Here is a 23,224-nt window from a genome sequence, read left to right on the forward strand (position 1 = left end):
TTATCTGAATGAGTAGTCGAAAAAGGTGATGATGATTACAGCCAGAAAAAGCATAAATACAAATCCTACCATCAGGCGGATGTACGGTTTGTCATACTTCAGGTGCATAAAATATGTCAGTACCAGGTATGATTTTACCGAAGCAAAAACCAGCGCTGCTGCAACGGTTAATTCTCCCAATTCAATTCCTGTGATCATAACCGACAGGAAGGTGAAGACTAACAAGGCCAGCAGAATAAAAAAGTATGTCCGGTATGAGATGATGTGATGTTTTTCGTTTTCCATACTTCAACCAGGTATTAATGGATTAGATAAAATAAGGGGAACAGGAAAATCCAGATCAGGTCGACCAGGTGCCAGTAAAGTCCCGAGTTCTCGAGCAGGGCCGATCGTTCGGCATGTACGGTTCCTTTCGATACTTTGGCCAGCGTAACGCCGATCAGGATTAAGCCGATGATGATGTGAAGGGCGTGCAGGCCGGTCATGACAAAGTACAAGCCAAAGAACAGGATCTCGCCCTGGCTGAGGTTTTCCAGCATCTGTTCCGATCCGGGGAAAATGCCGTGGTCAAATTTGATTCCCCATTCAAAATACTTGTTGATTAAAAAAACCAGGCCGAGGATGAAGGTAATTTCGAGCAACAAAATAGTTGTTCCTTTATGCCCCTTTTGAATGGCAGAAGTCGACATGGCAATGGTCATACTGCTGATGAGCAGGATCACGGTGTTGATTGCCCCGATCGAAGTATTTAATTCTTCGGCTGCCAAATGAAAGGCTTCCTGGTTCATGAAGCGGTAAACGGAATAAACGATGAATAATCCGCCGAAAAGGAGCAGTTCTGTAAAAATAAACAGCCACATCCCTATTTTTGAACCTTCGGCATCGTAATGTTCATCGTGATGGATAACTTGTGACATAGGTATTCGTTTTTAGTATTCGTAAGGTCCGTCTTTTTCCCGGTAAACAGGGATGGTCTCAAAATTTTCTACCGGAGGGGGCGAAGGAACGGTCCACTCCAGGGTTTTTCCTCCCCAGGGGTTCTCAGGCGCCGGCGCCCCGTGTTTTGCCGACCGGAACAGGTTGATGATGATGATCACTAAACCAAAAGTCATCACCCATGAACCTAAAGTGGATAAAATGTTGGCCGAGTGGAATTGTTCCAGATAATCGTAATACCGCCGGGGCATCCCCAGGAAGCCGAGATAAAACATGGGCGAATACAGGGCCAGAAAACCGACAAAGAATGTGATCCAACCGGCATTGGCCCAGGATTTATCATACATGCGTCCGAAGATTTTTGGGAACCAGTAGTGAATAGCGCCGAAAAAGGAGAAGCCTACGCCGCCAAAAACGATAAAATGGAAATGGGCAACAACAAATGCCGTGTCGTGCAGGTAAACATCGGTGGCCAAAGCGCCAAGAACCAGGCCGGACAAACCGCCGATCATGAATACAAAAATAAAGGAGGCTGCCCAGAAAAACGGTGTTTGCACATTGATAGACCCTTTATACATGGTGGAGATCCAGTTGAACACTTTAATCGCGCTTGGAATGGCCACTAAAAAAGTTAATAACGAGAATGTATACTGGGCGGTCCCGCTCATGCCCGAAGTGAACATGTGGTGCCCCCATACAAAGTAGCCTACAAAAGCAATGGCCAGTGTTGAGCCGACGATGGCTTTGTACCCAAAAATATGTTTTTGTGCAAAGGTCGGGATGATCTCGGAAATGGCGCCCATGGCCGGTAAAATCATAATATACACGGCGGGATGCGAGTAAATCCAGAATAAATGCTGGTACAGGATCGGGTCGCCACCCAATACCGGGTCAAAAATCCCGATCCCGAAGATTCGTTCCAGGGAAACCAATACCAGCGTGATGCCAATCACCGGTGTGGCCAGCAGTTGTATCCAGGCTGTTCCGTAAAGCGTCCAGGGGAAAAGCGGCATCTTGGTCCAGGTCATTCCGGGCGCCCGCATCCGGTGGATGGTCACAATGAAATTCAAGCCCGTGAGGATGGATGAAAAGCCCAAAACAAAGGCGCCAAATATGGCCGGCAGGAGGTTCGAACCGGTTTTGAAACTGTAGGGCGCGTAAAAGGTCCAGCCCGTATCAGGTGATCCGTCGCCAAAAATCAGGGAGGAAATCACCAAAAATGCTCCGGCAATATACACGTACCACGAAAGAAGGTTCAACTTGGGAAAGGCTACGTCTTTGGCGCCGATCATGATCGGCAGTAAAAAATTACCAAACACGGCCGGAAGCCCGGGAACAACAATCATGAAAATCATAATCACCCCGTGAACCGTAAATACGGCATTGTAATCTTTGGCTTCCATGATGGTCTTTCCCGGAGCGATCAGCTCCAGCTTCATGGCGAGACCCAAAGCCACACCAACCAGAAAAAGCGTCATCATGGAATACATGTACAGCAGGCCGATCCGTTTGTGGTCGGTCGACAAAATCCAACCCAGTATGCCTTTGTACTTCCCTTGGTAATCGAGATAACTTACATCATGGGGTATTTGAGAACTTGCTTGCATAAAAATAGTTAGTTTGTTATTTTCTTCTTGGGTTTCAAAATCAGGTACAGGAAAATAAGCGCTGCAAAAAACAGGATCAGCGTGCCGGATATTTTGGTGACATTCAATACGTATGTCTGGCCAACCGGATCGTAGGAGTAACAATATTGCAGCAGTTTATTGATGGTTGGCCCCGATTGTCCTTTGCCGGCTTCAACGATGGCCATTTTAAATTCGAAGGGTAAAAAATAAAGTCCGTTGAGGTAACGGGTAATCTTCCCGTCGGGGCTGATCACCATCACCGACGCGGCGTGTTGAAAATCGTTGCCGGTGCGTTTATACCTGAAACCAACGGTTTGGGTCAGTTTGGCAATGCTGGCACTGTCGGATATGAAATATTTCCACCCCCCTGCAATTTCTTCTTTTTTATCTGTCAGGTTGAGGTAGTTCGTTTTTTTCCGCAAGGCCAGATCAAGGGTTTCGGTCGGATCGAAACTGATGGTGAGCACCTGATAATCCACTCCGGCTTTCAGGTCCGATTTATTCATCACATCAGCCAGGCCTTCCATCAGCGGGCTGCAAATTCCCGGACAACGGTAATACACCAGGTTCAGGATGGTGGGCCTGTCAATCAGGCTGGTCAGAGTTACTTTCTGTGAATCTTCTCCAACAATATAAATGTCATCAGGCAAATAGTCGTCCAGGTGTTCAATCACGCCAATCTCCGGCTCCCTGCTGCGGTCGTCAATCAGCGATGACTGTCCTGCTGCTCCCGAAAACAGGAAAAGCAAGATACCGATGATTAAGAATTTGGGGTTTTGCCTTTGAATTTTAGCCATTTTGATTTTTGATTTTATTCAAAATAAATTGACCCGTTTCAATTTCATGATAAGAAACCCTTAAGCACTGTTGAATGTTTAATGAAAATGAATAAAAACCGAAAATTTTCAGTTTTAATCGGCTTACATTCCCCGCTTCTTCGTGATAAATCAATTTAGGCGAAATGAAGAACGGTTTGGCTAATGACAACAACTTTCCTCGTGAACGACTTCGGTTTTTGGGGCTAACTTTTCACTTTTGGGACTCACGTAAGGGATACCCAGCGAAAGGCCGCGCAGCACGAACAGGATTCCCAGTAAGACCACAAAGTAGGGCACAAGCTTACGCATCTTTGATCTTAAGCCGGCGCTGATGGCGCTTCCGGTTAGCGAAACCGCCAGCAACATCGGGATGGTACCCAATCCGAACAAGGCCATAAACAAGGCGCCGCCAATCACCTGGTTGGTGTTGATGGCTCCGGCAACAGCCACGTAAACCAACCCGCAGGGAAGCAGGCCGTTCAGTAAACCGATCAGAAACAGCGACGACCAGTTGTGGCTCCTGAAAAGTTGTTGCAGGTTGCTGATCAGCCGGGCGGCATAACCTGTGAATAAGTTGCCGATGCTGATCTTCTGCCTGAAAAAATAAGGAAACAGAACGCTCAGGATCATGAGGATACCTAACAGGATCGAAGTCCATTGCTGAAATCCGGCCACTTGAATACCCCTTCCCAGCAGGCCAAACAGGATGCCTAACAGGGCGTAGGTGAGGGTTCGCCCGAGGTTGTAAAGTATTCCGCCACTGATTTTCGACAGCCAGCTGTGGCTTCTAAGTGGAAGCGCCACCGCGATGGGGCCGCACATGCCAATGCAATGAAAACTGCCAAGCAATCCTAAGGTTAAAGGTGTGATTAAATCAGCCATCTTATTTGATTTTATTCGTTATGGAAACTTTGCTCGAAGTAATAAGCCTTTTCTCCTGCTGTCCAGTCCAGTTTCAGGGTATAGCGGCCCTTGGGTAATTGTTCCAGTCGCATATGTTGCCTCAGGGCCGTATCGGGATTCAGGGGAAAGTTGAGATCGTAAGCTTCGTTCGCCGGGCTGTAGATGCGCAATTGGCCGGTAATCGTTTTTCCTTTAAACTCGTCGGGTAGTTGCAGGGTCAGCCGGTGGTCGCCATAGCTGAAGCCAGGTTTCACCAAAAGTTGATTGGCATTCCTGATCCGGTCAATTTGTTCCTGGTAATTGACTGATTTTTGGTAATAATCTTTTTCTACCAGGTAATCGTCCTGCCGGGTGGCCAGGTACACCAGAAACAGCATGCCCGAAATCATCAGGATGATGGCGATGACAATTCCTGTTCCCCAATTGATACTAATCTTCATAGGTTTGTTTTTTATCCAATGAATTTGGTCCCACAAAGCCTGAACTGATCTTATCCGTCAGCACACCTTCCTTGTACACCCCAATGATGATCCGGGTGCTGGAACTTTTCAGGATCGGTTTATTTAAGATGATGAGCAGGTTTCGTGAAATCAATTCTCCCGGCTTAACCACAAGTGGGTTGCCCAGAACCCTGATTTCGCCTTCCGGTTCCAGCAACTGCAAGTCGAGCGTCGCGGCCGTATTGGTTTTATTGATCATTTGGAGGTTGTACAAATTGCTGTATGCCTCTTGCCCGTGTTCCTGAAACAGGGTTCCCTGCATGCGGATAATGGTGGTTTCCACTTCGCTGCGGTCGATAAATGCAAAACCGGCGACGCCAACTAAAATGAAAAGGACTACCGAATAGGCCAGCGAACGGGCATTCATCAGTTTGCCGGTTCCTTCCCGGATTGAGCGTTCGGATGCGTAACGGATGAGGCCGGCGGGTTTGTTGATGGTGTACATCACGGCATTGCAGGCATCCATGCAGGCCGTGCAATGAATGCACTCCAGTTGGGTGCCGTTCCGGATGTCGATGCCGGTGGGGCAAACATCCACACAACGTTTACAATCAATGCAGTCGCCTTTTTCCTCGTGTTTTCCCCGTCCGCGAGGTTCACCGCGTTTGTAATCGTAGGCTACCACGATGGAATTCTGATCGAGCATCACTCCCTGCAGCCGTCCGTAGGGGCACACCAGGGTGCAAACCTGTTCGCGAAACCAGGCGAAGATGAAATAATGGGCTCCGGTGAATGCCAGAACAGCCAGAAAACTTCCCGTGTTGGGAAACGGCCAGCCTTGCAGAAGTAAGCTCACTTCCCGGAAGCTGATGATGTATGCTAAAAAGGTGAGTGTGCTGAAAAATGAGATCATCAGGAAAATACCGTGCTTCAGGATCCGTTTGAATGCCTTCGCCGGGTTCATTTCCTGCCGGGCCAATTCGCGTTGTTTGTTCCGGTTACCGTCAATCAGGTATTCAACCGGACGGTATAAAAACTCCATGAAGATGGTTTGCGGGCAGGCCCATCCGCAGAAAACACGTCCGTAAATGACGGTAAAAAGAATGATGAAAACCAAAAAAGTAAGCAGGATCAATACGAGCAAGTGAGCGTCCTGCGGATAGAAGGTCTGGCCAAACAAGGTAAGATGCCTGTTGGCAAAGTCGAGCAGGACCAAGGGCTGGTGGTTCATTTTCAGGTGGGGGGCGAGGTAGAAAAACAGTAACAGCAGGTAAGCTACCACGCGGCGGTAGTTATAAAGTTTTCCCTTGGGCATTTGCGGAAATACCCATACCCGCTTCCCGTCGTTGCCTACCGTCGAAATACGGTCGCGAAAGGTGACTTTCCTGAATTCTTCGGGTTTTTCCATGTGCTCCATACCGGCTTGTTTTTTGATTATATCTGTATTTGGCTAACCGGACTGTAAGCTATTCGGTTGTTTCGGGATTGTATTTTTCACCTTCGGGCGCTTTCGGGTTAGGTGGATTGCTGCCTTGCAGCGACCGGATATACGTAATAACATTGTGAATTTGGTCACGCGACAGCTGATCTTTATAGGGGATCATCCCTTTTTCGATCACCCCGTTTAGCACCACCTCTTTCATATTTTCATAACTTCCTCCATGAATCCAGTATTCATCCGTCATGTTGGGGCCAACCAAACCTTGTCCGAACTTGCCGTGACAAACCGAGCAAATCCGGTCGAAGGTCAGTTTTCCGTCGGCCATTATTTCGGCTTCCGACTTTGGTTTGACTTCGGCCACCGCGCTGGTTTCGATTGCGAGTTGTCCTTTGTCCCTGCGGGCCGCAGCCATTTCTTCGCGGTATTCTTTTTCCTGGATAATGCTTTCATCTTTAAACACAAACACCAGCATCAGGTAGGAGAAGGCGAAAACAATGGTCGCGTAAAACAAATATTTGAACCAGGCCGGGATGCCATTGTCGAGCTCCCGGATCCCGTCGTATTCGTGTCCCCCGATGAACTTTATTTTGGATAAATCGTCGTATTCTGCTGGTTTATTGGCGTGTTGCTGTTGATTCTTTTCTGTTGTCATAAGGCTGATTTTTTCAGTTCAACTTGTTTGCTCCTTGTTGTCATCCAAAGGTAAATGACTGAATCGTCGGGTCTTTTCTTTGTCCATCTTTACCGTGTGTATGGCTACCAGGATAAAGAAGATAAAGAAGATAAAAAAGCCAATAATCGCATATATACCGACATGCTCAATACTTCTGAGTGTTTCTCCGATCATGGCTTATTTGTTTTCGGGTTTAACCATAATGTCGGTGCCCAGCCGTTGGATATAGGCGATCAGCGCGATGATTTCCTTCGTGCTTTCCGTTTCAATACCGGCTTCGCGCAGGTTTTGTGCAATTTCTTCGGCCTGGGCTTTCAGGTCGTCGTTGGCCTGCATTTCGTAGTTGTCGGGGTAGGGGACGCCCAGCTTTTTCATGACCCTGATTTTGGCAGGAGTTGAACTTAGGTCGATTTCCTTTTTGGCTAACCAGGGATATTTGGGCATGATGGATGCTTCGTTCATCTTTTGCGGGTCGATGAAATGGTTGTAATGCCAGGCATTGGGTTTGTAAATCCGGCCGGTTTTTACCCCTTCGCGCGCCAGATCGGGGCCGGTACGTTTGGAGCCAAACTGGAACGGACGATCGTAGATGAACTCGCCGGCCTTTGAATATTCGCCGTATCGTTCGGTTTCGGAGCGGAAGGGCCTGATCATTTGCGAGTGACAGGTGTAACAACCTTCCCGGATATAAATGTCGCGCCCCTGTAACTCGAGCGGCGTATAGGGCTGCACCGTCGCGATGACCGGCACATTGGACTTGATCAGGTACGAAGGCACAATTTCAAAAATACTGCCGATCAGGATGGCGATGGTTGCAAAGATCAGGAAACGAATCGGTTTGCGTTCCAGAAATCCATGCCAGCTTTCGTTGGTTGTTTTTGGCCCTTCCGGGTTGACCAGCGCCGGGGCCTGTGCTTCTTCTTCGGCCAGGAACTTACCTGATTGCGCCGTTTTTACCAGGTTGAAAACCAACAGCAGGAAGCCGCTCAGGTACAGGATGCCTCCAAAAGCGCGGATGGCGTACATGGGGACCAGCTGGGTGACGGTTTCCAGGAAGTTTGGATACATCAGGTAACCCTCGGGCGTAAACTGTTTCCACATCAGGGCCTGGGTGATTCCGCCAATATACAGCGGGACGGCATAAAAGATAATAGCCAGGGTTGCCAGCCAGAAATGCACGTTGGCCAGCCTCACCGAGTATAGTTTGGTGTTAAAGAGCCGGGGAAACAGCCAGTACAGCATGCCGAAGGTGAGCAGACCGTTCCAGCCCAGGGCGCCGATATGGACGTGCCCGATGGTCCAGTCGGTGAAATGGCTGATGGCATTTACCGATTTGAGCGACAACAGCGGCCCTTCAAACGTGGCCATACCGTAGGCTGTAAGCCCAACTACGAACATCTTCAGGATCGGGTCCCTGCGAACTTTGTCCCAGGCGCCTCTTAAGGTAAGCAAGCCGTTAATCATGCCTCCCCAGCTGGGGGCGATCAGCATCACCGAGAAGGTGGTTCCGAGGGCCTGAAGCCAGTCGGGAAGCGAGCTGTAAAGCAAGTGGTGCGGGCCTGCCCAAATGTAAATGAAGATGAGCGACCAGAAATGGATAATCGATAATTTATAGGAGTAAACCGGGCGGTTCGCGGCTTTCGGTACAAAATAATACATCAGTCCCAGGAAGGGGGTGGTCAGGAAAAAGGCCACGGCATTGTGGCCGTACCACCATTGCACCAGCGCATCCTGAATTCCTGCGTAAACCGGGTAACTCTTAAAGGCGCTGACCGGAATTTCAATCGAATTGACCACATGCAGCACGGCAACGGTCGCCCAGGTAGCGATGTAAAACCAGATGGCTACATAAATGTGACTTGTCCGGCGTTGCAGCAAGGTGCCAAACATGTTGATGCCAAAAACAAGCCAAACCAGGGTGATGGCAATGTCGATGGGCCATTCCAGTTCGGCATATTCTTTTCCGGTGGTGAACCCGGCCAGCAGGGTAATGGCGGCGGCCACAATAATCAGCTGCCATCCCCAAAAGTGAATTTTTCCCAGTAAATCGCTGTACATCCGGGTTTTAAGCAGGCGTTGCATGGAGTAATACACGGCCGTGAAGATGGCATTTCCCACGAAGGCGAAAATGGCGGCGTTCGTGTGAACCGGGCGGGTCCGGCCAAAGGTGGTAAACTCCAGGCTGAAATTCATTTCAGGGATAAAAATCTGAAGGGCAACAATGACTCCCATCAACAGGCCAACCACCCCCCATACAATGGTTGCGATGGCAAAATTGCGGGAAATTTTGTTGTCGTAACTAAATTTTTCCAATTCCATATCAGTTGATTTATTTTATATCATCGGTTTTTTCGTTTGTTTTTTGTTGTGCTTCCCCCGGGGAGGAACCCTCTTCGCTTGTTGGCATATCGTCAAAAAGCATACGCACGGAAGGCGTATACGAATCATCAAACTGCCCCGAACGCACAGCCCAGATAAAGGCTGCAAGAAAGGCTGCTGCCACCAGGATACCGATAATCACCAGGAAGTATAAAACAGACATAAGGCGTTTTCCGTTTAGGGTTCAGTTTAAAGGGTTTTTATAACTTGTTTTGGTAATTGATCCGTAAAACAAGCCAATGTCCAAATAACAAGCTTCGTTAAACATTGTTTTTTCATCACAATTCTTTTTTTTCACAAAAAACAAACAATCGGTTTACAGTTTGGCCCGCCTGGCGGTAAATCGTACTGAGAATGTGGCAAATGCAACCACCGATACGGAGCTGAGCGGCATCAGGATGGCCGCGATGACAGGCGATAAATTTCCCTGTACCGCAAACGAAATCCCGATGAGGTTATACAGAAACGAAATCAGGAAGCTCAGCTTCACAATTTTCATGCTGGTACGGGTAAACCGGATGAACTTGTTGAGTCCGGCAAACTTGCCGGCCTGTAAAATGGCATCGCATGCCGGTGTGAAATGGTAGATGTTATCGGCAATGACCAGCCCTACTTGACTTTCGTTCAGGGCGCCGGCATCGTTCAGCCCGTCGCCGATCATCAGCACATTTTTGCCATTGGTCTGCAAATTACGGACATAGTTGAGCTTATCGGTCGGCGACTGGTTGAAGTTCAGCCGGGCATGATCTTTAAAAAGCGGCAGCAGGTTGTCGCGTTCCGACTCATTGTCGCCGCTGATCAGGTGCAACTCAGCCTGTTTGCCTAATTGCTCAATGGTTTCGGACAAACCTTCCCGGTATTTGTTTTCAAACTGAAAATGGCCCAATACCCGGTTCTTGATATAAACCCAAACCTGTGTTTTTAATTCTTCGCCGTCGGTTTTTTCGCCGGTTACGAAATACCTGGAACCGATGTTGACCTTTTCACCCCGAATGGTTCCGCTGATGCCCAGGGAGGGCAGTTCGGTATAATTTTCAACTTCAAAAAGCTCATCCTCCTGAAGGCGCTGATAGATGGTCTTACTCAGCGGGTGTGTGGAATGGTAAGCCAGCGAGCGGATCATCTGCTGTTGTTCCCGGCTTAATTTTTCGCCCCTAAACTGAACCTTTGCCTGTTGGGAGTGGGTGATGGTTCCGGTTTTATCGAAGACCACCGTATCGGTTCGATAAAGTTTTTCAATGACGTCGGCGTTTTTCAGGTAAAACCCTTTCCTTCCGAAATAGCGCATGGTGCTCCCGAAGGTAAACGGCACCGTGAGGGCCAATGCGCAGGGGCAGGCAATGATCAGCACCGACGTAAAGGCAAATACCGCCTTGCCGTGGTCGGTCGGAAACCAATAGATGGCCGCCGCCAGGGCAATAGAAATCACAATCAGGGTAAAATACTGACTGACCCGGTTGATGATGCTGGTCATCGAAGTTTTACGGGCCGTTTCGTCCTGTTCGCTTTGGTTCCAGAGTTGGGTGAGGTAGCTTTGTTCCACTTCTTTTTGCACCAGGAGCTCAATGCCGATGCCGGTTTGCCTGCCGCCGGCAAATACAAATTCTCCTTCATTTTTCGAAACCGGGATCGACTCGCCGGTAACAAAACTGTAGTCGATGCTTCCTTTTCCCTTAAAAATAACCGAGTCGGCCGGGATCAGCTCCTGGTTACGCACCAGGATCCGGTCGCCTGCACGGAGCTCTTCCAGCGGGATGGTTTCCCGTCCTGCATCGGTGAGTTTGGTTACGGCTACAGGAAAATAGGTTTTGTAATCGCGTTCAAAGGTTAGGGCTTCGTAGGTAATTCCCTGGTACCATTTTCCGCTGAGCATAAAGAACACCAGGCCAGTGAGTGAATCGAAATAACCAATCCCGCTTTGCGTGATCACTTCGAAGCTGCTTTGAATAAACAGCATCAGCAGGCCGAGGGCAATGGGCGTATCGATACTGATGACTTTGTTTTTCAGTCCTTTCCAGGCTGTCAGGAAATAGTCGCTGGCACAGTAGAATAAAACCGGCAGGCTTAAGGCAAAGCTGAGCCAGCCAAAAAACAGTTGAAAATGACTTTCCAGCTGTTCTTTACCGGGCAAATATTGCGGAAAATGGTACAGCATGGTGTTGAGGAAGGCGAAGCCGGCAATCCCGATCTTTGTGAGCAGGACGCGGTTGGTTCGGGTAGCGCGCGATTGCTCCCGGTCTTTCCGGCTGATTTCGGGAACGTAGTGGATGGAAACCAGCAATTCGACCAGTTTTCGCAGGGAGATCGTATCTTCCTTATAGGTGATGCTCACTTCTTTCTTCGGAAAGTTGACCGACGACTGAATGACTCCCTTGTGGAGGGTATGCAGGTTTTCGAGCAGCCAGATACAGGAAGCACAGTGTATGCCGGGGATAAAAAAGCGGATTTTCGCGATGCCCGAATCCCTGAAGTCGAGCAGTTTCCGGCCGATTTCAGGCAGATCAAGAAAAGCGTACTTGTCGTCGGTAACATGTTCCGTGGTATCCAGTTTAATGCCCGGTAACTGCGCGATTTCGTAATATTTGCCCAGTTTACTGGTATTTAACAACTGATATACCGTTTGGCAACCGGTGCAGCAAAAGGCTTTATCGTCCCGGATCACCGGGTGTTTGCCGCAGTCGTCGCCACAATGGATGCAGACGGTTTGTGTCGGGTTGATTTTTTCGGGCATGAATTTTTTTTTGACCATTAACAGTTGATCATTCCAAAGGTTGTAAAAAATGATGAGGAATCCGGTTTATTTTCAGCCTCCTTTTGTCTATCTTCAGTCATTCTAAAAATGAATGATATTCAACAATGTGTTGTCAGGATTGTTTTTTTTGATTTAACATGATCATAAATGATAGATATGAAACAAAATATTTTCCGGAGGGTTGGGCGTTTTTATATGGATGGATTCAGGAATATGAGCGGTTGGGGAAAGCAGGTGTGGCTGGTGATTCTGATCAAACTGTTTATCATGTTTGTTATTCTGAAATTGTTTTTCTTTCCTAATTTTCTGAAAACCAATTTTGATACCGACGAACAGCGCAGCGAACACGTATTGGACAACTTGACAAATACAAAATAAAAAACACATGTTAGAAGCAATCGACTTATCCTTAGTTAACTGGTCGAGGGCACAGTTTGCCCTTACCGCCATGTATCACTGGGTTTTTGTGCCGCTTACCCTGGGCCTTACCGTCATCATTGCGATGATGGAAACCTTGTATGTAAAAACAGGAGACCCTGAATGGAAAAAGATTACCAAGTTTTGGATGACCCTTTTCGGCATTAATTTCGCGATTGGGGTGGCTACGGGGATTATCCTCGAGTTTGAGTTTGGCACCAACTGGTCGAACTATTCCTGGTTTGTGGGCGACATTTTTGGCGCGCCGCTGGCCATCGAGGGTATTTTGGCCTTTTTCATGGAATCGACCTTTATTGCCATCATGTTTTTTGGCTGGAACAAGGTGAGCAAGAAGGTTCACCTGGCAGCTACCTGGCTCACGGCCATTGGCGCCAACCTGTCGGCCTTGTGGATTCTGGTGGCCAATGCCTGGATGCAAAGCCCGGTTGGCATGCAGTTTAACCCCGAAACAGCCCGTAACGAAATGGTTAATTTCTGGGAGGTTTTGTTTTCGCCGGTTGCGGTCGATAAGTTTTTGCACACGACTTCCTCTGGTTTTGTGCTGGCGGCTATTTTCGTGATTGGCATCTCGGCCTGGTTTTTACTGAAAAAGCGCGAACTGGTGTTTGCCCGGAAGAGCATCGCCATTGCCGCGGTTTTTGGGTTAGTTTCGTCGGTTTACCTGGCTTTTACCGGCGATAGTTCAGCCAGGCACATCGCTCAAAACCAGCCGATGAAGTTTGCGGCTTTCGAGGGATTGTACAACGGGAGCGAGGGAGCCGGGCTGATTGCCCTCGGTTTTATGTCGACCACCGATACCGACCCTTCCAACGAAAACCTGATGGACTTCAATTTTAAAGTGGAGATACCGAACATCCTTTCGTACATGGCTTATATGGACTGGAATGCGTTTGTTCCGGGGGTGAACGACCTGATTGACGGGAATGAAAAGCAGGGAATCATGTCGGCAGAAGAAAAAATTGAACGTGGCAAAACAGCCATTCTGAAACTAAAGGAATTTAAAGAAGCGAAAAAGGCAGGCAACGAAGAGCAAGCCCAACGGCTTAAAGCCGAGTTTATGGACGAAGATTTCCAGAAAAACTATTTCAACTATTTTGGATACGGTTACATTACCGATCCGAATATGCTGATTCCCAATGTGGCGCTTTCGTTTTACAGTTTCCACATCATGGTGGGGCTGGGTTTCTATTTTATCCTCTTCTTCGCCTTATCGCTGCTTTATGTGGTGAAGGGCACTTTAGACCGGCGGCGCGGCTTTTTACGCCTGGCCATCTGGACGATCCCACTGGCTTACATAGCCTCTCAGGCCGGCTGGATTGTGGCCGAAGCGGGCCGCCAGCCCTGGGTAATCCAGGACCTGATGCCTACCGTGGCAGCCGTTACCCAAATCAGCGTCAGCGCCGTGCAGGTGACCTTCTGGCTGTTTGCAGCCATTTTTACCATTTTGCTGATCGCCGAAATTAAGATCATGCTTCGTCAAATTAAAATCGGACCAAAAATCACTGAAGGAGGGAACAAATAATGTTTGAAAGTTTATCACATCTGGCATTACAACAATACTGGTGGATCATCGTGTCGCTGCTGGGGGCCCTGTTTGTTTTCCTGACTTTTGTGCAGGGCGGGCAAACACTGATTTACACCATCGGCAAAAACGAAAATGAACGGACGCTTTTGGTGAATACGCTGGGCCGGAAATGGGAATTTACCTTTACCACCCTGGTGACCTTTGGAGGCGCTTTTTTTGCGTCCTTCCCCCTGTTTTACGCTACCTCGTTCGGAGGAGCCTACTGGGTTTGGATGGCCATCCTGTTTTTCTTTGTCATCCAGGCGGTGTCGTACGAGTACCGCAAAAAGCCCGGTAACCTGCTGGGCGCCAAAACCTACGAAATCTTCCTGATCCTGAACGGCGCTTTCGGGACCATCCTGGTTGGAACGGCTGTGGGTACTTTTTTCAACGGCGCCATGTTCAGCCTCAATGATATGAATAATGTGCTCTGGCAAACCCCTTACCGCGGACTCGAAGCCGTGCTTACCTTTCACAACGTGGCCCTGGGCCTGTCTGTTTTTTTCCTGGCAAGGGTGTTGGGCGCGCTTTATTTCATCAATTCGGTGGATGACGGGCAGATTTATGCACGGGCAAAAAAACAGGTGCTTTACAATGGGCTTCCGTTTTTGGTGTTTTTCCTGTATTTTCTGGTCTGGTTGCTGTTAAAGGACGGTTATGCTTACCATGCGGCTACCGGCGAGGTGTTTATTGAAAAATTCAAGTACCTGCACAACCTGCTGCAAATGCCCCTGGTTGCTTTCATCCTGCTGGTTGGCGTGGCGGGTGTTTTGTGGGGAATGGCTGATGCCGTTTTCAAAAACGGTTCAAAAGGTATTTGGTTTGCAGGCGGCGGCACGGTGCTGGTGGTTTGGATGTTGTTCCTGACGGCCGGCTTCAATCAAACGGCTTTTTACCCCTCGTTGTACGATCTGCAATCGTCGCTGACCATCGAAACGGCCTCGTCGAGCCATTTTACCCTGACGGTCATGAGTTACGTGTCGCTGTTTGTGCCCTTTGTGGCAGCCTATATCTGGTGGTTCTGGCGGGCCATGAACAGCAAAAAGATTGATGCGAAAGAAATCAGTGAAGAATCACATTCCTATTAACATTAAACCACTTCGTATATGTACTGGAGTTCTATCTTATTATTTCTCACCTGGCCGGCTCTGATCGTCTTATCCTGGTTCCTGGTGAAACTGGTGATCAGAAAATACAGCCAGGTATTTGAAAAGATCGAAGAGTAAGTTTCGGTTTTTATTAACAATTTCACTTTTTTTGTACGATTTGGATTTAAGCCGAATGTATCAAAACCGGTGGTGAACAAATGTTTTTTACCAACGAACGAAACCCCTGTTGTGATGAATTAAAAGTCAAGTAGTGGTGAATAACTTACCAGATATTTAACAACATCTTCTTTTATAGTCAGTTTTTGTTTATTTGATCTACGAAACAATAAGCTTGTTTTCAGTTTAAATTAACATGATGAGGCAACGTAAACGCAACAGAAAAAGGGGATTCGATTATTCGTCGGCCGGAATTTATTTTCTGACGGTTTGTTGCAAAAATCGCATTCATTGATGGGGGCATTTAAAACCACATCGTCCAAACAAATTCATTTGGCCGGAAATGTCGTGTTCGGATGGCAACGGTCGTTTCACGACCACATAGTCCGGTCGTCCGAATCGTACGAACGTATTGATGCTTATATTACCCAGAATCCCGCCAAATGGGACGATGACCAATTGAATAAACCCGAAAACCAGAATTCTGGTTAGTATCGACTGTTCTTTTAACTTCGCTAAATTTGCTTGTTTTTCCATAGCTTTGCTATTCATTAACCAACCCGCCGTTATGATTCTGAAAATCGCCTTGTTGCTGTCGGTGTTGTTCCAGTTGGGGGCAACCATCATCGCGGTCAGCCTGATTCGCCGTACCCGCTACAATATCTCCTGGATCCTGATTTCGGCCAGTCTGGTGCTGATGGCCGTGCGCCGTTTTATCGATTTCTCGGCGCTTTTTATGGCGGTCAATCTGTTTCCCAAGGAAGAATTTAATGTGTGGATCGGGGTGGTGATCTCGCTGTTGCTGTTTATTGGCGTCATTTTTATCCGGAAGATATTCAACCTGCAGGACCGGATTGACCAGCTGAAAGCGGAAAACGAATCGCGGGTACTGTCGGCGGTCATCCAGGCCGAAGAAAAAGCGCGGCGTAGTTTTGCCCGCGACCTGCACGACGGGCTGGGACCGGTGCTGTCGGCAATCAAAATGAACCTGAGCGCTGTTGATCCCGACAAGCTCGACCAACCCAACAAAGCCATCGTGCAGCGTTCGTGCCTGGCCACCGACGAGGCCATTGTTTCGTTAAAAGAAATTTCGGATAACCTGAGCCCGCACCTGCTCACCAATTACGGCCTGATAAAAGCGGTGGAAACCTTTGCCGACCACTTGCTGGAAGGAACCGGCATTCAATTCGATCTGCAACCGGAACTAAGCGAGTCCCGGTATACCTACGAGTTGGAAATCAGTCTATACCGGATTATTTCCGAATTGTGCAACAACAGTGTGAAACATGCTTCGCCCAAACAGATACGGATTTACATTGGCGACGACGAGCAGCAGATCTGTCTTTCGTATGCCGACGACGGTTGTGGTTTCGATGCCGGGAAATACATCGAAGGAACCGGGCAACCCGGCATGGGGCTCGAAAATATTTTCTCGCGCACCAAGTCGCTGAAAGGGCGCTATCAGTTAGACACGGCCCCGGGAAAAGGTTTTTCAATCGATATCATGATTCCTGTACTGAAAAATTAAGGGCATCGCTTCGTATGCCAATTCGTAAAAAAATAAACGATGAAGAAACTAAACATCTATCTGGTCGACGATCATTCTCTTTTTCGGGAAGGGCTGAGCTTTTTGCTTTCCAGTTCAGATTTTGTTGATCAGATTTACGAAGCTGAAAACGGGAAGAACTTCATTGAAAAGCTGAAGGCAAATCCTGCCGATCTGGCTTTGCTCGATATCGAGATGCCCGTGATGAACGGAATTGAAGCGGCAAAACAAGCCAGGGAAATTTGTCCTGATCTGAAGATCATTGCCCTGTCGATGTATTCGGACGAGAATTATTACACCAGCATGATCGAGTCGGGGGTGAATGGTTTTTTGCTGAAAAACTCAAATTTTTCGGTCGTAAAAAAAGCCATTGAAGAGGTCATGCAGGGAAAGAGTTATTTCTCGTACGAGATCATTCAACTGTTGGTAAAACGGATGGGCCGAAACCCCGAAGAGCAGAAGCTACCGGAAATAACTGACCGCGAGGCCGAGGTGTTGGTCGAGATCTGTCACGGCCTATCGAATAGCGAGATCGCCGACAAGCTGCAAATCAGCAAACGCACGATAGACAAGCACCGGGAAAACCTGCTCGACAAAACCAAATCGAAAAACACCGTATCGCTGGTCCTTTACGCAATTAAGAACGGGTACTTTCAGATACAATAATAACTTTTACTGACCGGCATACGCTTAATAACGTAGATCGAATTTAGGTTTTAAGGCTGTTTCTGCTCTTGCAGTGTTCAGATAGTTTTGTCGTGGAACAAACAATAAATTGACCATGACAACAACGAAAACAAAACGAACGATAACCAAGATCACTTCGCATTACCGGAACAAATACGTATTATCAGGTATTCTGCTCCTGTTGTTTTTAGCGGGTTCACCCGCTCTTTTTGCCCAGTTCAAAATAGATGCGCAATACCGTAACCGGTTTGAATTGCGCGATGGATATCAAAAACTGGCTGTCGATGGGGCTACGCCTGCCGCCTTTATCTCGCAACGGACACGCTTGTCGTTTAGTTATGAAACAGAAGAGCTGAAAGTGCGATTTACCCCTCAGGATGTCCGGGTATGGGGTGATGAACAACTGGCCAGCTCTACCGGAGTGTTTGGCGATTATTCGTCGCTTGACCTGTTTGAAGCGTTTGTGGAAATTAAAACCGGCGATGCGGGTTGGCTTTCGGTTGGCCGGCAGCAGCTGGTTTACGACAATCAGCGTATTCTTGGCGCACGAAACTGGAACCAGAACGGAATTGCTTATGATGCTGTTGTGTATAAATGGCATCCGCAAAACTGGGATGTCCATTTTGGAGGCAGTTGGAACTCCACGGGCGAAAACTCCTCCGATAATTATTATGATCCTGCGCGTATCAAGGCGCTCAGCTATGTCTGGGCCAAACACAGCCTGGCCGAAAACTGGGACCTGTCATTATCACATGTGGCTTCGGGGGCAACCAGGTCGGAAACAGAGAACAAGCTTTATTTTCGGCAGACGACCGGTTTGTATTCCACGTATAAAAACGGCGACCTGAACTTGTGGGGGAATGTGTATTATCAGTTCGGAAAAAGTCAGGTCGGGGAAAAAGTGAACACCGTATTGGTTGATGCCGAAGCCAGTTACAAACTGGGTAAATTAACGCCTGGTATTGGACTAAGTTACCTTTCGGGCAATCGTAAAACAGGAGCAGAACAAGGCACAGATCATTTGTTTAACATCCTGTACGGGGCGCGCCACCGGTTTTTCGGAGGGATGGACTATTTCCGTAGCTTCGATTCGCATACCAAACAAGGAGGTCTGGCCGATTACTACTTATTTCTGGACTATAAATTATCGAAAAAGACCAGCCTGAAAAATACCGGGCATTATTTCTGTCTGGCACAAACCAACCCCACAACTTCTGATCGCAAAAAACTGGGTTACGAAAACGATTTAACACTGAAACACAAGTTTGCCGGCTGGGGAGAATTGGAAAGCGGTTATTTCTTCTATCTGCCCACGGGCTCGCTAAAAACCATACAGGGAGTTGACAACGACAAATTTTCGCAGTTCATCTACCTGCAACTAACGGTTACTCCCTTGCTTTTCATAAGCGAACGAAACCAATTGTAATTACTAAAAAAAATCAATCATATGAAGACGGGAAGTTTATCATTGTTACTGGCATTGGCCATCATCTTTTCAGCTTGCTCCACGGGCGGAAAGAAAGCACAAACCATTAGTCTTTCGGGGGCATTTGCGCTGTACCCGCTGGTAATCAAATGGACTGAAGAATACCAAAAGGAAAATCCGGCTATCCGCTTTAATGTTTCGGCGGGCGGGGCAGGTAAAGGAATGGCCGACGCTCTGTCGGGTACGGTTGACCTGGGGATGTTCTCCCGTGAAATTTCACAGGAAGAAATAAATAAAGGTGTTTGGTGGGTTGCCGTGACTAAAGACGCGGTGATCCCTACCATGAACGCGAACAGCCCCGTACTGGAAGCAGTTCAGCAACGCGGGCTTACCCGTGATGAGTTCCGTAAAATTTTCATCACCGGTGAAGTTACTAACTGGAGCCAGTTGCCCGGTATTGAAACCGATCTGGCTATCAATGTGTTTACCCGTTCGGATGCCTGCGGTGCCGCCGAAACCTGGGCCGCTTACCTGGGTGCAAACCAGGAAAACCTTCAGGGAATTGGTATTTTTGGCGACCCCGGCCTGGCCGATGCCGTAGTAAAAGACGGAAAGGGGGTAGGTTTTAATAACACAATCTACCTGTACGACCTGAGAACAGGAGGGAAAAATCAGGGCATCGAAGTCATCCCGATCGATGTAAATGAAAACGGTGTCATCGATGCCGATGAGGCATTCTATGACAAATTTGACCAGGTACTGGCAGCCATTGCCGGGGGGAAATATCCTTCGCCGCCGGCACGGGAACTTTACCTGGTTTCGAAAGGTAAACCGGAGAACCAGGTTACCATTGATTTTTTGAACTGGGTGGTGACCAAAGGGCAGGCGTTTATTCCCGAATCGGGTTATGTGCCGCTGTCCAGGTCAATCCTGGATGAGCAGATTTCAAAACTCAATCATTAAACCGGTGTTTTCATGAATCGAAACAGGAGACTGACAGATTTGATTGTCAACATCTGGATGCGGGGTGGGCTGTATTTATTACTGGCCATCCCTGTTCTTATTACAGCCGGCTTGTATTGGAAAGCGGCTCCCTTGTTGGGCAGTCATTCGCTGACCGGCTTGATTTTTTCGGGTAAATGGTTCCCGATGAAAGGCGAGTTCGGGTTTATGCCTTTTATTTACAGTTCGGTTTATGTTACCGTGCTGTCGTTTATACTGTCGGCCCCCTTGTGCCTGTTTGCCGCCGTGTACCTGACCCAATTCGGGAAAAGGCGTTTGCTGAACATCATGCTCCCGGTGATTGATATTCTGGGAGGCATCCCGTCGGTTGTTTACGGGGTGTGGGGCGTACTGGTGATTGTCCCGGCTGTTTCGGCTTACGTAGCTCCGTTTTTTGGCGCTGCCAGTTCCGGGTACAGCCTGCTGGCCGGAGGTATTGTGCTGGCGGTCATGTGTATTCCGTATATGCTGAACATGCTCATCGAAGTGTTTCATACCATTCCGGTAGGGATGAAAGAAGCCTCGTTGTCGCTGGGGGCCACGCATTGGGAAATGGTAAAACATGTGATCATCAGGAAAGGTTTTCCGGGCATTATTTCCGCCTTTGGCCTGGGTATTGCCAAAGCATTTGGCGAAACCATCGCGGTGTTGATGGTAGTCGGCAATACGTTCGGCGCTTCTCTTTCCCCTTTCAGCCCGGGCTATCCGTTACCGGCCTTAATTGCCAACAATTACGGCGAAATGATGTCGATCCCCGATTACGATTCGGCGCTGATGTTTGCGGCCCTGCTGTTGTTTGTGATTATCCTGATCATTAACCTGTTTTTCAGGTATTTTATTCATAAAACAGAGAAGTCATGAGAAAGTGGAGATTGATAGAAGAATGGATATTTAAGGCGGTTTCCTTTCTGGCGGCCTACTCCGTTATTTTTATCCTGTTGTTCCTCCTGTTTGTTGTTTTCAATAAAGGAGTTGGCGCCCTGTCGTGGGATACAATCACCAAACTGCCCAGGGGAGGATATTACTTTGGAGGCGAAGGAGGAATTTTGAATGCCATCGTCGGCTCGTTTTACCTTTCGGTTGGCGCTACGGCGATGGCTGTTTTTATTGGCTTACCGGCGGCCTTATTTATCAATGTGCAACTGATCAGGTTCAAGCGGACACAAAACACCATTCGCTATTTACTCGACGCGCTCTGGGGCATCCCTTCCATTGTTTACGGGGCTTTTGGTTTTGCCGTGATGTTGTTTTTCGGGCTGAATGCCTCGCTGCTGGCCGGCACCATTACGGTGGCTTTGCTCATCACTCCGATTCTGGTGCGGGCTTTCGACGAAGTGCTGAAAACCATTCCGGTCGAGCTGCAGGAGGCATCCTTCTCGCTGGGCTCAACCCGCACCGAAACTGCTATGAAAGTGTTGTTCAAACAAGGCTTTGCCGGATTTATTACGGCCCTGTTGCTGGCTTTTGGCCGCGGGATTGGCGATGCCGCCTCGGTCCTTTTTACTGCAGGTTACACCGACAATATCCCGGTAACACTGGACGAACCGGTAGCAACCTTGCCCCTGGCTATCTTCTTTCAGCTTGGTTCACCCATCGAGGAAGTCCGTCAACGGGCCTACGCGGCTGCGGTAGTCCTGACTTTTTTTATTTTGGTGATCAGTGTTTCGGCACGATTGCTATCCAAACGGTATTCAAAAAATATAATAAAATAGCGTAATGATGTTTACAGAACAGGTATCCGATTATACAGAAACCAATATCGCTAAAACAAAATCAGACATGGGAAAAACGGGGACTGAAAAACCAATTATTGAAATCAAAGGGTTAAATGTAAAAACCAGGCAAGGCGAAATCCTGAAAAACATCTATCTGGATATTCCCCGGAATAAGATTGTTGTTTTGCTCGGGCCTTCGGGTTGCGGAAAAACTACCCTGCTTAAAAGCCTGAACCGGCTGACCGACCTTCACAAGGAACTGGAGGTTAGCGGCGAGGTGTTCATCGACGGGAAGGATATTCTGAAAGCCAGCCAGGACCTTCCGGTGATGAGACAAAAGATGGGTTTGTTGTCCCAGCGGCCATTCCCTCTACCGGTTTCCATCTATAAAAATGTGGCATACGGATTAAAGCTGAAAGGCATCCGCGACAAGAAACTGATTGCTCATGCCGTGGAAGCCAACCTGAAACGGGTGGGTTTGTGGGAAGAGGTAAAAGACCGGCTAAACAGCCCGGCCACCAGCCTCTCAATCGGGCAGCAACAACGCTTGTGCCTGGCCCGCGGCCTGGCCGTTAAGCCAACAATTATCCTGGCCGACGAGCCTACATCGGCGCTTGACCCGATCTCGACCAGAACCATTGAGAACCTTTTTAAAGAACTCAAAAAACATTACACGATTATTCTGGTTACCCATGTGCTTCGCCAGGCTGTCCGTTTAGCCGACCACGTTGTATTTATGTATTATGGCGATATTATCGAACAAGGTCATCCGGATGATATTCTGAAAAACCCGAAAACAGATATCCTGAAGAGGTATCTGACGGATGGAAACTAAAAAAACAGTTACATTTGGTTATCCGTTTAAACTGTTTGCGCGTACATCCGGAGAAATTATGGAAGATTTTAAAACACACATCGTGATCGCCGATACCCAGTTTCTGGTGGTTGAGGCCTTAAAAACCGTGTTGGGCGAAGATGAACGTCTGGCGATTTCGGGAGTGGCCCATAACCGGTACGAATTGAATAAGTTGTTCGAGAAAGTGGTGGCCGACCTGTTGATTACCGATACAAACCTGTTCGGTTATTCCGGCATCGACGAACTCAGGTCCATCAAACATTTCAACCCCGGATTGAATATCCTGGTTCTTACCAATCACCTGACCAAAGATGAATTCCAGACGCTTACCCGTGTTGGGGTGAACAACATCATTTATAAAACAGCCGGGCGCGAAGAGATTTTAACGGCTGTAGAGTTCTCGGTCAGGGGTAAAAAATTCTACGGCAGCGAAATCCTCGATATGATTACGGCCGAAAAGGAAAACCGGCAGGAACCGGAGGCGCCTGTTCACTTAACGCAATCGGAGTTGGACATTGTACGCCTGATTGCTACCGGCTTGACCACCAAAGAAATTGCTTCGCAAAAATCAATCAGTATTCATACCGCCAATACCCACCGGAAAAATATTTTCAGAAAACTGAACGTGAACAATGTTTCTGAATTAATCATGTACGCCATCAAAGCGGGTTGGATCGACTCCATCGAATATTACATCTAAGTTTTTTGCGGGATCTTATCGCCTAAACAGGGTAGACGATATACCTAAAACATGG

Annotated in this window: 24 protein-coding genes; 12 read left to right on the top strand and 12 right to left on the bottom strand. The window is 48.1% G+C overall.

Annotated features, from left to right (window positions below; all coding sequences use genetic code 11):
• The 12 genes from AC6H3C_RS05440 to AC6H3C_RS05495 all read right to left on the bottom strand — a co-directional run bounded on the left by AC6H3C_RS05440 (window position 1) and on the right by AC6H3C_RS05495 (window position 11,949).
• The gene (locus AC6H3C_RS05440; RefSeq protein ID WP_497519663.1) at window positions 1-285 is read right to left on the bottom strand and encodes a cytochrome C oxidase subunit IV family protein; all 285 of its coding nucleotides are present in this window, start codon (window positions 283-285) and stop codon (window positions 1-3) included.
• 14 nt (window positions 286-299) lie between these two features.
• Window positions 300-917, bottom strand: coding sequence for a cytochrome c oxidase subunit 3 family protein (locus AC6H3C_RS05445; protein WP_497519664.1), 618 nt, complete (start codon window positions 915-917; stop codon window positions 300-302).
• Between the two features lie 12 nt (window positions 918-929).
• Window positions 930-2,543: a cytochrome c oxidase subunit I gene (locus tag AC6H3C_RS05450; protein WP_497519665.1), complete on the bottom strand. Its 1,614-nt coding sequence runs from the start codon at window positions 2,541-2,543 to the stop codon at window positions 930-932.
• Window positions 2,544-2,551: 8 nt separating this feature from the next.
• Window positions 2,552-3,361 carry an SCO family protein gene (locus AC6H3C_RS05455; RefSeq protein ID WP_497519666.1) on the bottom strand — a complete coding sequence of 270 codons (810 nt, stop codon included), beginning with the start codon at window positions 3,359-3,361 and terminating at the stop codon, window positions 2,552-2,554.
• A 180-nt stretch (window positions 3,362-3,541) separates the two neighbouring features.
• Window positions 3,542-4,264 carry a sulfite exporter TauE/SafE family protein gene (locus AC6H3C_RS05460; protein ID WP_497519667.1) on the bottom strand — a complete coding sequence of 241 codons (723 nt, stop codon included), beginning with the start codon at window positions 4,262-4,264 and terminating at the stop codon, window positions 3,542-3,544.
• A gap of 11 nt (window positions 4,265-4,275) precedes the next feature.
• Entirely contained in the window at window positions 4,276-4,725 is a 450-nt protein-coding gene (locus tag AC6H3C_RS05465) for a FixH family protein (protein WP_497519668.1), read from the bottom strand.
• A complete protein-coding gene (gene ccoG, locus AC6H3C_RS05470; RefSeq protein ID WP_497519669.1) occupies window positions 4,715-6,142 on the bottom strand; it encodes a cytochrome c oxidase accessory protein CcoG in 1,428 nt (475 codons plus the stop codon). Before ccoG ends, AC6H3C_RS05465 begins: the two co-directional genes overlap by 11 nt.
• Window positions 6,143-6,191: 49 nt before the next feature.
• On the bottom strand, window positions 6,192-6,818 hold the full coding sequence (locus tag AC6H3C_RS05475; protein ID WP_497519670.1) for a cbb3-type cytochrome c oxidase N-terminal domain-containing protein: 627 nt from the start codon (window positions 6,816-6,818) through the stop codon (window positions 6,192-6,194).
• 18 nt (window positions 6,819-6,836) lie between these two features.
• Window positions 6,837-7,013 carry a cbb3-type cytochrome c oxidase subunit 3 gene (locus AC6H3C_RS05480; protein ID WP_497519671.1) on the bottom strand — a complete coding sequence of 59 codons (177 nt, stop codon included), beginning with the start codon at window positions 7,011-7,013 and terminating at the stop codon, window positions 6,837-6,839.
• Between the two features lie 3 nt (window positions 7,014-7,016).
• Window positions 7,017-9,158 carry a cytochrome-c oxidase, cbb3-type subunit I gene (gene ccoN, locus AC6H3C_RS05485; RefSeq protein ID WP_497519672.1) on the bottom strand — a complete coding sequence of 714 codons (2,142 nt, stop codon included), beginning with the start codon at window positions 9,156-9,158 and terminating at the stop codon, window positions 7,017-7,019.
• Between the two features lie 10 nt (window positions 9,159-9,168).
• Window positions 9,169-9,381, bottom strand: a complete 213-nt coding sequence (gene ccoS, locus AC6H3C_RS05490) for a cbb3-type cytochrome oxidase assembly protein CcoS (protein ID WP_497519673.1) — start codon at window positions 9,379-9,381, stop codon at window positions 9,169-9,171.
• Window positions 9,382-9,534: 153 nt separating this feature from the next.
• Window positions 9,535-11,949, bottom strand: coding sequence for a heavy metal translocating P-type ATPase (locus AC6H3C_RS05495; protein WP_497519674.1), 2,415 nt, complete (start codon window positions 11,947-11,949; stop codon window positions 9,535-9,537).
• A gap of 177 nt (window positions 11,950-12,126) precedes the next feature.
• Here AC6H3C_RS05495 and AC6H3C_RS05500 point away from each other — a divergent pair, with 177 nt between their 5' ends.
• The 12 genes from AC6H3C_RS05500 (at window position 12,127) to AC6H3C_RS05555 (ending at window position 23,169) form a co-directional block, all read left to right on the top strand.
• Window positions 12,127-12,348, top strand: coding sequence for a DUF4492 domain-containing protein (locus tag AC6H3C_RS05500; protein ID WP_497519675.1), 222 nt, complete (start codon window positions 12,127-12,129; stop codon window positions 12,346-12,348).
• A 7-nt stretch (window positions 12,349-12,355) separates the two neighbouring features.
• The gene (locus AC6H3C_RS05505) at window positions 12,356-13,930 is read left to right on the top strand and encodes a cytochrome ubiquinol oxidase subunit I (RefSeq protein ID WP_497519676.1); all 1,575 of its coding nucleotides are present in this window, start codon (window positions 12,356-12,358) and stop codon (window positions 13,928-13,930) included.
• Window positions 13,930-15,060: a cytochrome d ubiquinol oxidase subunit II gene (locus AC6H3C_RS05510; RefSeq protein ID WP_497519677.1), complete on the top strand. Its 1,131-nt coding sequence runs from the start codon at window positions 13,930-13,932 to the stop codon at window positions 15,058-15,060. Before AC6H3C_RS05505 ends, AC6H3C_RS05510 begins: the two co-directional genes overlap by 1 nt.
• A gap of 471 nt (window positions 15,061-15,531) precedes the next feature.
• On the top strand, window positions 15,532-15,729 hold the full coding sequence (locus AC6H3C_RS05515) for a transposase (RefSeq protein WP_497519678.1): 198 nt from the start codon (window positions 15,532-15,534) through the stop codon (window positions 15,727-15,729).
• Window positions 15,730-15,805: 76 nt separating this feature from the next.
• Window positions 15,806-16,765 (top strand): sensor histidine kinase, encoded by a 960-nt coding sequence (locus AC6H3C_RS05520; RefSeq protein WP_497519679.1) that lies wholly within the window; start codon window positions 15,806-15,808, stop codon window positions 16,763-16,765.
• Between the two features lie 39 nt (window positions 16,766-16,804).
• Window positions 16,805-17,449 (top strand): response regulator, encoded by a 645-nt coding sequence (locus AC6H3C_RS05525; RefSeq protein ID WP_497519680.1) that lies wholly within the window; start codon window positions 16,805-16,807, stop codon window positions 17,447-17,449.
• Window positions 17,450-17,564: 115 nt separating this feature from the next.
• Window positions 17,565-18,896: an alginate export family protein gene (locus AC6H3C_RS05530; RefSeq protein ID WP_497519681.1), complete on the top strand. Its 1,332-nt coding sequence runs from the start codon at window positions 17,565-17,567 to the stop codon at window positions 18,894-18,896.
• Between the two features lie 21 nt (window positions 18,897-18,917).
• Entirely contained in the window at window positions 18,918-19,859 is a 942-nt protein-coding gene (locus tag AC6H3C_RS05535; RefSeq protein ID WP_497519682.1) for a PstS family phosphate ABC transporter substrate-binding protein, read from the top strand.
• 12 nt (window positions 19,860-19,871) lie between these two features.
• On the top strand, window positions 19,872-20,759 hold the full coding sequence (gene pstC / locus AC6H3C_RS05540; RefSeq protein WP_497519683.1) for a phosphate ABC transporter permease subunit PstC: 888 nt from the start codon (window positions 19,872-19,874) through the stop codon (window positions 20,757-20,759).
• Window positions 20,756-21,610, top strand: a complete 855-nt coding sequence (locus tag AC6H3C_RS05545; protein ID WP_497519684.1) for a PstA family ABC transporter permease — start codon at window positions 20,756-20,758, stop codon at window positions 21,608-21,610. The genes pstC and AC6H3C_RS05545 overlap by 4 nt, the downstream gene beginning before the upstream one ends.
• A 4-nt stretch (window positions 21,611-21,614) precedes the next feature.
• Window positions 21,615-22,448 (top strand): phosphate ABC transporter ATP-binding protein, encoded by an 834-nt coding sequence (locus AC6H3C_RS05550; protein WP_497519685.1) that lies wholly within the window; start codon window positions 21,615-21,617, stop codon window positions 22,446-22,448.
• On the top strand, window positions 22,438-23,169 hold the full coding sequence (locus AC6H3C_RS05555) for a LuxR C-terminal-related transcriptional regulator (RefSeq protein WP_497519686.1): 732 nt from the start codon (window positions 22,438-22,440) through the stop codon (window positions 23,167-23,169). Before AC6H3C_RS05550 ends, AC6H3C_RS05555 begins: the two co-directional genes overlap by 11 nt.
• The last annotated feature ends 55 nt before the right edge of the window (window positions 23,170-23,224 follow it).

This window comes from Gaoshiqia sp. US2, from assembly GCF_059705485.1.